The 11,247-nt window shown below is 39.2% G+C and carries 9 protein-coding genes; 7 read left to right on the forward strand and 2 right to left on the reverse strand.

Going from position 1 to position 11,247, the window contains the following annotated elements:
* Positions 1 to 1,571 (reverse strand): FAD-dependent oxidoreductase (locus Q8907_07355; GenBank protein MDP4274078.1); only part of this gene is annotated, 1,571 nt, incomplete at its 3' end.
* Between the two features lie 643 nt (positions 1,572 to 2,214).
* On the opposite strand from Q8907_07355, the gene Q8907_07360 reads away from it, so the two are divergent.
* Positions 2,215 to 3,354, forward strand: coding sequence for a glycoside hydrolase family 88 protein (locus tag Q8907_07360; protein MDP4274079.1), 1,140 nt, complete (start codon positions 2,215 to 2,217; stop codon positions 3,352 to 3,354).
* A 206-nt stretch (positions 3,355 to 3,560) separates the two neighbouring features.
* Here Q8907_07360 and Q8907_07365 read toward each other — a convergent pair whose 3' ends face one another.
* The gene (locus tag Q8907_07365) at positions 3,561 to 3,824 is read right to left on the reverse strand and encodes a LapA family protein (GenBank protein MDP4274080.1); all 264 of its coding nucleotides are present in this window, start codon (positions 3,822 to 3,824) and stop codon (positions 3,561 to 3,563) included.
* A 203-nt stretch (positions 3,825 to 4,027) separates the two neighbouring features.
* On the opposite strand from Q8907_07365, the gene ileS reads away from it, so the two are divergent.
* The 6 genes from ileS to Q8907_07395 all read left to right on the forward strand — a co-directional run.
* Positions 4,028 to 7,390 carry an isoleucine--tRNA ligase gene (ileS, locus tag Q8907_07370; protein ID MDP4274081.1) on the forward strand — a complete coding sequence of 1,121 codons (3,363 nt, stop codon included), beginning with the start codon at positions 4,028 to 4,030 and terminating at the stop codon, positions 7,388 to 7,390.
* A gap of 134 nt (positions 7,391 to 7,524) precedes the next feature.
* A complete protein-coding gene (locus tag Q8907_07375) occupies positions 7,525 to 7,905 on the forward strand; it encodes a TraR/DksA C4-type zinc finger protein (GenBank protein MDP4274082.1) in 381 nt (126 codons plus the stop codon).
* 166 nt (positions 7,906 to 8,071) lie between these two features.
* The gene (locus tag Q8907_07380) at positions 8,072 to 8,683 is read left to right on the forward strand and encodes a lipoprotein signal peptidase (protein MDP4274083.1); all 612 of its coding nucleotides are present in this window, start codon (positions 8,072 to 8,074) and stop codon (positions 8,681 to 8,683) included.
* Between the two features lie 348 nt (positions 8,684 to 9,031).
* A complete protein-coding gene (locus Q8907_07385) occupies positions 9,032 to 9,814 on the forward strand; it encodes an NAD(P)-binding domain-containing protein (GenBank protein MDP4274084.1) in 783 nt (260 codons plus the stop codon).
* Positions 9,815 to 10,062: 248 nt separating this feature from the next.
* A complete protein-coding gene (locus Q8907_07390) occupies positions 10,063 to 10,836 on the forward strand; it encodes a rhomboid family intramembrane serine protease (GenBank protein ID MDP4274085.1) in 774 nt (257 codons plus the stop codon).
* Positions 10,837 to 10,870: 34 nt separating this feature from the next.
* A partial coding sequence (locus Q8907_07395) for an L-threonylcarbamoyladenylate synthase (protein MDP4274086.1) occupies positions 10,871 to 11,247 on the forward strand: 377 nt, incomplete at its 3' end.

The raw sequence follows: 11,247 nt of genomic DNA on the forward strand, positions 1-11,247 counted from the left end.
ATGGAAAGAACAGCTGCAGTAGCAGCGCTCTGGCCAAGTATCATGAATACAGGTTCCATACGAATTGATCCATAAGCTATATGTGAACTTGATATACAAACCGGAACCAGTAAATTCTCACATTCGCTCTTTTTGGGAATGAGTGCACCATAGGAAATCTGATAAGGTTTTTTCGGCGCCACTCCAATGTCTCCTTCGTTCTGTACAAATCCTTCATCAGTAACATACCGCTGAACATTATGAGAATCCAATGAATAGGATCCCATACCCACGGACCGTGTAATTGCTCTTTTGCCCAATATCTCGTTCTCTGTCATTATTTCTTCACCAGACATTCTTCGTGCTTCGCGGATATAAAGCAGATAAGGCCAGTTGCCATTGTCCCCGAACTCATCTTTAGCCAATCCCCATTTCTTCATTTCGGCCTGTACCACTTTAGGTACACGCGGGTCATTAGAGATGAAGTACATCAACCCTTTTTGATAAGATTCATGTTCCCTGATTATTTTTTTCCTTGTTTCATAACTGGCTTCCGGATATTGGTAATTCATCCCAATATAGTCGGTGCTGAAAGGTCCATGATTATTTGTATCCGTTTTCCTGTTGGGTATTGGATCGAACTTTTGAAAAGTCTCACGCCAGCCGCTTGCAAATAATCTTAAAAGAAGTTCATATTGCGTAGAGTCATAATCAGGAGGGCGGATAAATGGTACCCGGTTTTCAGGCAGATTGGTCAGGCACATGCGGAAGCAATAGGCCTGTATTTTTTTATCCCCTTCACCCGGTTGACCCGGTTTATCTTTTGAAATTCCAGGGAGCAAACCACTGGTAGAATCGCCCTGGATACGGAAAGGGCTGATATGATTCTTGAAATAATGGGCATGTTGAAAAACCCCGGCCTGCGAACCATTCCATTTTTCCCCGTATACGCTGCTGGCTTCACGGCCAATACTATAACCCACACCTGCAGCTGCCATCAAATCACCTTCGTAAGTGGCATCAATAAACATTTTACCTTCAAACTGCTTCCCACTTAAGGTGGAAATGGATTGGATTTTCCCGGCTTTTTTAACCACTCCTTTATCACGGTCAAGCCATTCATTGCGAAAGACTTTAATAGAGTTTTCGCGGATAAGGGATTCGAAAATTTCTTCTGCCACATGAGGCTCAAAGATCCACATGGTATGTTTGTTTCCGTCAATAGCGGGTACACCTTGCCCCTTATTTCCATATTCTTCTTTTTTCTGCCATTTCCATGCCCCATCAGTCTGATAATGCAGAAAAATCCTATGATAAAATTCACGGGACAACCCTCCAATCACTGATTTATTACCCGTATCCGTAAATCCCAAGCCGGAAGAAGATAATCCCCCCAGATGTACATCAGGAGAAACGACCAAAACCGATTTCCCCATGCGCGCTACCTGAACCGCAGCAATAATTGCAGACGATGTACCACCATATATAATCACATCTGCTTTATATATTTTTGCTTTAGCCTGTAAATTTTCAGTGAAAAAAGTAAAAGAAAGCAAGCAAAGAATCAAGGTTAATCTGAAATGTTTTTTCATCCTTTACATTTAATTTGAAATCTGTCGGGTTGGAGAACAATAAAATAAAAATAGCTGTTGGCAAATCTAAGAAAATTGACAGATCAATTCAAAATATTTAGGAATCACCATCGCGGTTTATGTGAAAATAAACCTTGGATAATCAAGGTATCGGCCTGATTTTAAAAGGCGAGGCTGGAATCTGGGTTTTTCAGGATATTTTCACTTTCTTGTCTATCCTCATTAGATTTACTGACCCTTGCTATTCGAAAATTTAATTATAGTTGGCCATGCGGAACGTATATTATTCCGAAAAATTTACAATTTCAAGGATAAGAGATAAAAATAATTTGAATTTTTTAACGATGTTTGTAAACTGTTTAAAAGAGTTAAGCGATGACTTAAAGGGAATTACACCTTGCAATTTAAGTTCCAAAGAAAAAGAAGGACTATAGAGATGAATTCATGGCATTTAAAAATATAATAATCAACTTTTTATGTATTTATAAGTAAATAAATGAAATCTCAATTTAAGGTTTTGAACCGGTCATGAATTCCAGGAAAAAATATCATATTATCTGTTTGATAATAAACCATCTACAATTAAATATGCACACAAATAAATAAAAAAAAGAAAAATAGTATAACAAGAAAAAACATCAAAATGAAAAAAATCCTACTAATTACAACTGCTTTTGCATTGTTTTTCACCTCATTTGGCAATGCGACCAACAAGCTTCCGTCCAAAAGAGCGATTATTAAATCGATGACCAGGGTTTGTAACTGGCAACTGACCAATTTGAAATTTGAATATAAACGTAAAGACGGAAAGATTGACAGGGTGCCCAACACAGATTGGGTACGTGGTGCATTTTTGACTGGGTTAATGGCCCAATTTTATACAACAAAGCAGGAAGCTTACCTCGATTCAGCTATTGCCATATGCCAAAGGAACAGCTGGAAATGCGGTAAAAGGCCCAGGCATGCTGACGATCTGACTGTCGGCCAAACTTATATAGAACTATATATATTAAAAAATGACCCTGTTATGTTGGCTGATGTAAAAAACCGTGTTGACGCCATAGTGGCCAATCCCAAACGTGGCCCCATAACAGGTTGGAAGAATGATGACAACTGGGCTTGGTGCGATGCTCTTTTTATGGCTCCACCGGTATTTTCACGTTTATATGCAGTTACCCAAAATACCGCTTATCTTGACACAATGGATGTACTTTGGACTGACACCTACAACCTTCTTTACGATAAATCGGAAAAGCTTTTTTACCGGGATACCCGGTTTATGGCCAAAGCGGATGGCAGTCAGCAACTCAGTAAAAACGGCAAAAAGATTTTCTGGGGCCGGGGAAATGGCTGGGTAATGGGCGGTTTAGTCCGTATTTTACAAAATATGCCTGAAAATTATCCTGCCCGTAGCAAATACGAACAGATTTTCAAAGATATGTGCGAAAAAATCGCCTCGGTTCAGGGAAAAGACGGCCTCTGGCGTTCAAGTCTGCTTGACCCTGACGAATACCCTTCACCGGAAACTTCAGGCAGTGGTTTTTTCTGCTATGCATTAGCCTGGGGCATAAACAACCACCTGCTTCCGGCCGACAAATACCTTCCGGCAGTCATCAATGCGTGGAAAGGGTTAAACTGGGCTGTAGATAAAAAAACCGGGATGCTGGGCTGGGTACAGGCCGTTGGCGCTGATCCCCGCTCTGTTTCAGCCGACGAAACCCAGGAATATGGCGCTGGCGCATTTCTCCTTGCAGGCAGCGAAGTGATAAAACTGGCAAAATAAGTGCAATAAGTTTAAAGCAGCACTTTCCAATAGCAACTTAACCTGTTTATTCATTTATCATTCGATTGAATGACAAATGAATAAACAGGTTAAATAATTTATGCCTGGTTTAAACGATATCCCTAAAAAGGGAAAACGGTTAGTACCTAAAAAGCTTAATAGTTGGTATTCTACATTCTAGAATACATTCAAATTAGATTATTTTGTTAGTTCTGTTTTATTTCATTATCATTTTGCCCTTCTTTTTTCTCCAGTAATTCTTTTATCTGCTTCTTTTTCTGGTTAAGGGTAGGAATTGAAAATACCAGCCCAAAAATTGCCCCAAGAATAAAGGTGAAAAGCAAAATAAAGACCAAAGAACTTTTGACTTGCCAGAACCATAAATTCACTACTATTTCCCCTGCATTCTGAATGGCAAAAATGACCATGATCACGGCAATGATCAATCCGACTAATAAGGATTTCTGCATAATTTTTTATTGTAAAATAAAGAAATTTTTAAACACCTCTTCTGACTTTTTGAGCTTTTTTTATAAAAACAGAACCTGACGGTTAATAACCATCCTATCTTGACCATTGGAATTTATAAATATTTTGAGGGCTTTGTTTTTTAATAGTCAACAGACTATCTTTGTACAATTTTTTTAGAACAAAGAATAAAACAAATAGGCTGATGAATACAAAGTTTCCCGAGTACAAAAATTTTGACCTTTCACAGATCAATAAAGATGTTTTAGATCAGTGGCATAAAAACCACACTTTCGAAAAGAGTTTGAAAACCCGTGAAGGTCATCCTGCTTTTGTTTTTTATGAAGGTCCGCCTTCTGCCAATGGTATGCCCGGAATCCATCATGTGATGGCACGTACTATTAAGGATATTTTTTGCCGTTACAAGACATTAAAAGGATATCTGGTTGAACGCAAAGCCGGCTGGGATACTCACGGACTTCCTGTAGAACTGGGCGTGGAAAAGGAACTGGGCATTACAAAGGTCGATATTGGCAAAAAAATCAGCATCATAGATTACAATAAGGCCTGCCGGAAAGATGTCATGAAGTTTACCGATGTTTGGGAAGACCTCACGGAAAAAATGGGTTACTGGGTTGATATGAAAAATCCATACATCACCTATGACAACCGCTACATCGAAACGCTCTGGTACCTGCTTAAAAAATTATATGAAAAAGGCCTGCTATATAAGGGATATACCATCCAGCCATACTCTCCTGCAGCAGGAACAGGATTGAGCACACACGAGCTTAACCAACCCGGTTGTTACCGCGATGTGAAGGATACTACCTGTGTTGCCCAATTCAAGATAATAAAAAATGAACAATCTGCTTTTCTCTTCGAGAATGTAGACACTGATTTGTACTTCCTGGCATGGACCACTACCCCGTGGACATTGCTTTCAAATACCGCTCTATGCGCAGGGCCAAAAATTGAATACCTGAAGGTAAAAACATTTAATCCATATACCGGAATACCCGTCACGGTTATTCTTGCCAAACCCAGGTTTTCTGCTTTTTTCTCAGATAAAGACAGCGAACTGAAGTTCGAAGATTACAAAACCGGAGACAAGCACCTGCCCTACAAAATACTTGCTGAATACAAAGGGACAGAGCTGAACGGGATACGTTACGAACAGCTTATCCCCTACCAGCAGCCTAAGGATGGGGATGCTTTCCGTCTGATCCTTGGTGATTTTGTGACCACTGAAGATGGTACCGGTATTGTCCATATTGCTCCCAGCTTTGGTGCCGACGACTTTAAGGTTGCCAGGGAAAACGGCATAGGTTCACTGACCTTGGTTGATAAACAGGGTAAATTTGTTGAAGGTTGTGGCGAATTCAGCGGACGTTATGTTAAAAATGCTTACGATCCCAAGCTTACCGACAAAGATACTACCGTGGACATCGATATTTCCATGATGCTGAAAAAAGCCAATAAGGTCTTCAAGATCGAAAAGCATATCCACTCCTATCCTCATTGCTGGCGCACCGACAAACCGGTTCTATATTATCCGCTTGACTCCTGGTTTATCAAAACCACAGCGCTCAAGGAAAGGATGATAGAACTGAACAATACCATCAACTGGAAACCTCAATCTACAGGCAGCGGCCGTTTCGGCAAATGGCTGGAAAACCTCGTGGACTGGAACCTTTCCCGTTCGCGTTTCTGGGGAACTCCGCTTCCTATCTGGATGAGCGATGATAAGGAAGAAAAAATCTGCATAGGTTCCGTTGAAGAATTAAAAGCTGAAATTGACAAATCGGTAGAAGCAGGATTCATGAAAGAAAATCCCCTGGCCGGCTTTAATGTTGGGGATAATTCCAGGGAAAATTACGATAAAATTGACCTGCACCGCCCATTTGTGGATGAAGTTGTGCTGGTATCCCCATCAGGAAAGAAAATGTTCCGCGAACCTGATTTGGTAGACGTTTGGTTCGATTCCGGAGCAATGCCTTATGCCCAGCTGCACTATCCTTTTGAACACAAGGATGATTTCAAAGCTCATTATCCTGCAGACTTTGTGGCCGAAGGTGTCGACCAGACCCGTGGCTGGTTCTTTACGCTTCACGCCATTGCATCCATGTTGTTTGACTCGGTTGCTTTCAAAAATATCATCTCTAACGGACTGGTGCTCGACAAAAAAGGCAACAAAATGTCCAAACGTCTGGGCAATGCGGTTGATCCGTTCGAAACCATTGAAAAATACGGATCTGATCCATTGCGCTGGTATATGATCACCAATGCTCAACCCTGGGACAACCTGAAATTCGATACCGACGGGGTTGATGAAGTGAAACGCAAGTTCTTCGGAACCCTATATAATACTTATTCGTTCTTTGCCCTTTATGCCAACGTGGACGGATTCACATATAAGGAGGCAGAAATCCCCGTTAGCGAAAGGCCGGAAATTGACCGCTGGATCATTTCCCTGCTCAACACGTTGATTAAGCAGGTCGGAGAATATTACGAAAATTTTGAACCGACCAAAGCCGGGCGGGCCATTCAGGACTTTGTAACCGAGGATTTAAGTAACTGGTACGTTCGTTTGAACCGTAAACGTTTCTGGGGTGGAGGTTATACCCCCGATAAAATTGCAGCATTCCAGACCCTTTATACCTGTTTGAATGTCATAGCTAAATTGGCTTCTCCCATTGCCCCTTTCTATATGGACAAGCTATTTATGGATTTAAACAGCACAACCGCTAAAGACAAACAGGAATCTGTACACCTTGATGTTTTCCCAACTTATGATGAAAAGCTCATCGACATCCGTTTGGAAAAACGGATGAATATTGCGCAAAAAGTTTCTTCCATGATTTTGGGCTTGAGAAGGAAGGTGAACATCAAAGTACGCCAGCCTTTAAGCAAGATCATGGTTCCTGTTTTGGACGAAAATTTCAAAGAAAATTTCGAATCCGTTAAAAATTTGATTTTAAGCGAAGTAAATGTCAAAGAAGTAGAATATATCAAAGATACTTCAGGTATTCTGGTGAAGAGAATAAAACCCAATTTCAAAACTTTGGGTCCAAAATATGGCAAGTTGATGAAATCTATTTCTGCTTCAATAGGCAATATGAATCAGAATGATATCAGCAAACTTGAGCAGGAAGGCGCTTACCACTTAAAATTTGATGGCCAGGAAGTTCCTCTTACTCTCGAAGATGTTGAAATCATCAGCGAAGATATACCCGGCTGGCAAGTTGCAAATGAAGGCAACCTGACTGTAGCCTTGGATATAACGGTATCAGAAATGCTGCATGAAGAAGGAATAGCCCGGGAATTTGTCAACAGAATTCAGAATCTCAGAAAAGATAAGGGTTTTGATGTTACGGACAAGATCAACGTCAGGATACAGAAGAATCCTGTGCTTGACCATGCCATCACTATTCATAGTGCTTACATAGGCTCGCAGACCCTGGCTTTAAACATTGACCTGGTCGATCAAATAGACCAGACGGATGCTGTTGAAGCAGAAATAACCGAAGATGCAAAAACATTTATTCAGGTTAGCAAGGTAAAATAGTTTTTTTTAATATATTTATTAAAAATAATTGCTACATTTACCAACTTTGAAATTGGACTAAGAATTTTTCTGAGAATGAAAGCTAAAAATATTTAGTGCAATTTTTGTAAGATTCTCCTTAAAATTAGTTGATCATGGCAGAAAAAACCAGGTATTCAGACGAAGAGCTTCAAGAATTTAAACAACTGATCCTTGATAAGCTCGACAAAGCAAAAAAAGATTATGAGTTGCTAAAGAATTCTATTACCCAAAGCGAAAGCAACGATACGCAGGATACTTCTCCTACATTTAAAGTGTTGGAAGAAGGAGCTTCTACTTTATCAAAAGAAGAGGCAGGGAAATTAGCGCAACGACAATTAAAATTTATAGAACATCTTCAGGCTGCTTTGATGAGAATAGAAAACAAAACTTACGGTATTTGCAGGGAAACTGGTAAGTTGATTTCTAAAGAACGTCTCCGTGCTGTGCCTCATGCTACCCTCAGCATTGATGCCAAACAAAATCAAAATACATAGATCCCTATAAATTGTACCTTTTAAAAAAATGATTGATGCCTTGGGTATCAATCATTTTTTATTTCTTCTAATGGCTAAATGATAGTGATTTAAATAGAATTATAACTTCATTTTATGCAATTACAAAAAAATCATGTAGGTTTGTCGAAATTTATTTAAATATCCCATGTCAAATACAAAAAAATCATTACTGGTAATTTTCATCATTCTGTTTCTTGATCAAATCCTGAAAATATGGATTAAAACCCACATGATGCTTGGAGAGGAACATAGAATCCTGGGCAACTGGTTTATCATTCATTTTACTGAAAATAATGGTATGGCTTTTGGCCTGGAATTAGGCGGAGCAATAGGTAAATATATACTCAGTACTTTCAGAATTCTTGCTGTCGCTGCAATTGGCTGGTATCTTTCCATATTGCTTAAAAAGAAAGCCCACATTGGTTTAATCATTTGCATCTCCATGATATTCGCCGGTGCAATGGGAAACATTCTTGACAGCGCTTTTTATGGATTAATTTTCAATGAAAGTTATTTCCAGGTAGCTTCTCTTTTCCCGCCCGAAGGAGGTTATGCCTCATTCCTGAGCGGAAGAGTCGTTGATATGCTTTATTTCCCAATTATACAGGGACATTTTCCGGCCTGGTTTCCCTTCTGGGGTTCAGAAGAATTTATTTTCTTCCGTCCAATTTTCAACCTGGCCGATTCTTCAATTACTGTCGGGGTGATTTTTTTACTTCTTTTTCAGAAAAGATTTTTCAAAGAAGCCAAGTTTTAACTTTAGTCTATAAATTTTCACAAAGGCATCATTTCTCCGGAGATGATGCCTTTGTGCTATCTGCATACTTCCTTATGAAATCACTTGGAATCAATAACCCTCTCCTCAGTGTTATCCAAACACCTCCGGATTATCGTTAAAGCGGGTCATTATTTAAGAAACTAAAATGTTTTGCAACATAAAAAAAGAAGGTCCCCAACGGGACTTCCTAGTCATTCGAGTTCTTTAAAAATCGTGAACTTATAGCCGTGAAACCCAGTCTATTTTTGTCCATCTAAAATAAACTCTGTAAAAAAAATATACTATATTAGTAGAAAAATAACCCAAAAAGAGTATGGAGGATAAGCTATGCAAAACAAATCATTCGGTTTCATTGGTTCTGGAAGGGTGACTCGCATCATCCTTTCTGCTTTTAAAAATTCAGGAAAGATGCCACAAAACATTATTGTCAGTGACGTCAACCCGGATAGTCTCAAAAAACTTAAGGCAAAGTTTCCGGAAGTCGAAACAGTATTGAACGGGGATGTAAAAGCCGCCGGACAGCAGGTTGTTTTTATCGCCTTGCTGCCCAAAGATGTTCCTGATGTTCTGAAGGAAATAAAAAACGCTCTTAGTCCCTCTACCATTTTGATTTCCCTTGCTTCTCAAATTCAATCCACCACTATTTCTGAAATGCTTGGTGGGTTTAACCGGATTGTTCGCATGATTCCCAGTGCCCCTTCCGTAATCAACAAAGGATATAATCCTTTTTTTGTCTCTAAAGGATTTAATCCCAACGAGCATGCCAAAATCAGTATCATGATGAGCACTTTCGGGAAATGCGTTGAAATTGAAGAGGCCAAACTCGATGCGTATTTTATCCTGACCGGAATCGGACCGACTTTCTTATGGTTCCAGCTTTTCCAGCTGGAGGAAATTGCAAAATCCTTTGGTCTTACCACCCAGGAAACCAGCAAGGCTATACTTGAAATGACCTCAGGTGCGGTAAAAACCATGTATAGCGCCGGACTGACCAAGGAAGAAGTAATGGATCTGATTGGAACCAAGCCTTTGCAGGATGATGAAGAAATCATAAAAAACATTTATAAAAACAGATTAACTCACTTTTTTGAAAATCTTCAGAAAGATTAAACCATTTATTAAGGGATTAATCTTACAAAGCAATTTAATATTTTCAATGCCGACAAAGCAGGATAAAGTAAAAACAAAATCAGAAATTGACCTTATTAACGGAAAATCTTAGAAAATATTCTTAAAATAAAAGGGCTGCGTAAAAAACCTGTTATCAGGTGGATTAAGCAGCCTCTTTTGTTTATTTATTTCGCCTCCGCATTCATTTTTTTCTTAAATTTACACAACCAATCAGAAACTTCTGACAAATGACAGGAGAATTGCATGAGGAACCTGCTGGAGAAGAACAGACTAAACTTAATGAGAAACTAAGATTAAAGTACAGCTTGGCATTTCCGTTACTATTTACGTTAATAGCCTGGATGATTAAATTAAGCGAAATTACTCTGAATTCTGATTTTTCAATCCTGGGGATATATCCCAGGACATTATGGGGCTTAATCGGCATTATTTTAGCACCTCTGATTCATGCAAATATTCATCATCTTTTAAGCAATACCATCCCATTGCTCACACTGAGTGTGGCAATATTTTATTTTTACAGGGGTATTGCAATGAAAATTTTTTTGACTACCTACATTTTAAGTGGTTTGGGCGTATGGATTATAGGACGGCCTGCTTATCATATCGGGGCAAGCGGGTTGGTATATGGTTTTGCATCATTCCTGTTTTTCAGTGGAATAATCAGAAACGACATCAAACTTTTATCTATTTCCCTGCTTGTTATTTTTATGTATGGCAGCCTGGTTTGGGGCATATTCCCTTTCGCATATAATATCTCCTGGGAATCTCATCTGATGGGAGGCATCATTGGCTTTGCATTAGCGATAATTTACCGGCATCATGGTCCTAAATCCCAACCCCCAACCTGGGAAGACGAACCGGATTCTGATGATGACTTTGCATTTAGTGATGAAGAGGATATGATAGGCAAAGAAAAAGAACAAACTATCCTAAAAATTGGAATTATAAATGCGGATTGCAGTAAACTTAAAATTGATGGAAACTTATATAACGGTTAGCAAATTATTCGTCTAATCTTTAAATTTTACGCATATGTTACTAAAAATTTATCCTCAGAACCCAAGCAACAGGCAAATCCTAAAGGTTGTTGAAATACTGGAAAAAGGTGGCATTATCATTTATCCCACTGATACGGTCTATGGCATTGGTTGCGATATTTTTGACCAAAAATCTATAATACGAATCGCACAAATTAAAGGCCTGAATCCGGCAAAATCTCAATTTTCATTTATTTGCCACGACCTTAGTCAGCTTTCTGATTATGCAGCACAGGTTGATAATAATACATATAAGCTCATGAAACAGTACCTTCCCGGCCCCTTTACTTTTATCCTTCAGGCTAATCACAACGTGCCTAAAATACTTAAAAGCCCTAAAAAAACCGTAGGAATAAGAGTCCCCGACAATGA

Source organism: Bacteroidota bacterium (assembly GCA_030706565.1).
Classification (GTDB): Bacteria; Bacteroidota; Bacteroidia; order Bacteroidales; family JAUZOH01; genus JAUZOH01.

What these genes read in the sequence shown, in the direction of transcription:
- Q8907_07360 (MDP4274079.1), top strand. Translation starts at nt 2,215, where the DNA reads ATGAAAAAAATCCTACTAATTACAACTGCTTTTGCATTGTTTTTCACC.
- Q8907_07390 (MDP4274085.1), top strand. Translation starts at nt 10,063, where the DNA reads ATGACAGGAGAATTGCATGAGGAACCTGCTGGAGAAGAACAGACTAAA.
- Q8907_07385 (MDP4274084.1), top strand. Translation starts at nt 9,032, where the DNA reads ATGCAAAACAAATCATTCGGTTTCATTGGTTCTGGAAGGGTGACTCGC.
- Q8907_07375 (MDP4274082.1), top strand. Translation starts at nt 7,525, where the DNA reads ATGGCAGAAAAAACCAGGTATTCAGACGAAGAGCTTCAAGAATTTAAA.
- Q8907_07365 (MDP4274080.1), bottom strand. Translation starts at nt 3,824, where the DNA reads ATGCAGAAATCCTTATTAGTCGGATTGATCATTGCCGTGATCATGGTC.
- ileS (MDP4274081.1), top strand. Translation starts at nt 4,028, where the DNA reads ATGAATACAAAGTTTCCCGAGTACAAAAATTTTGACCTTTCACAGATC.
- Q8907_07380 (MDP4274083.1), top strand. Translation starts at nt 8,072, where the DNA reads ATGTCAAATACAAAAAAATCATTACTGGTAATTTTCATCATTCTGTTT.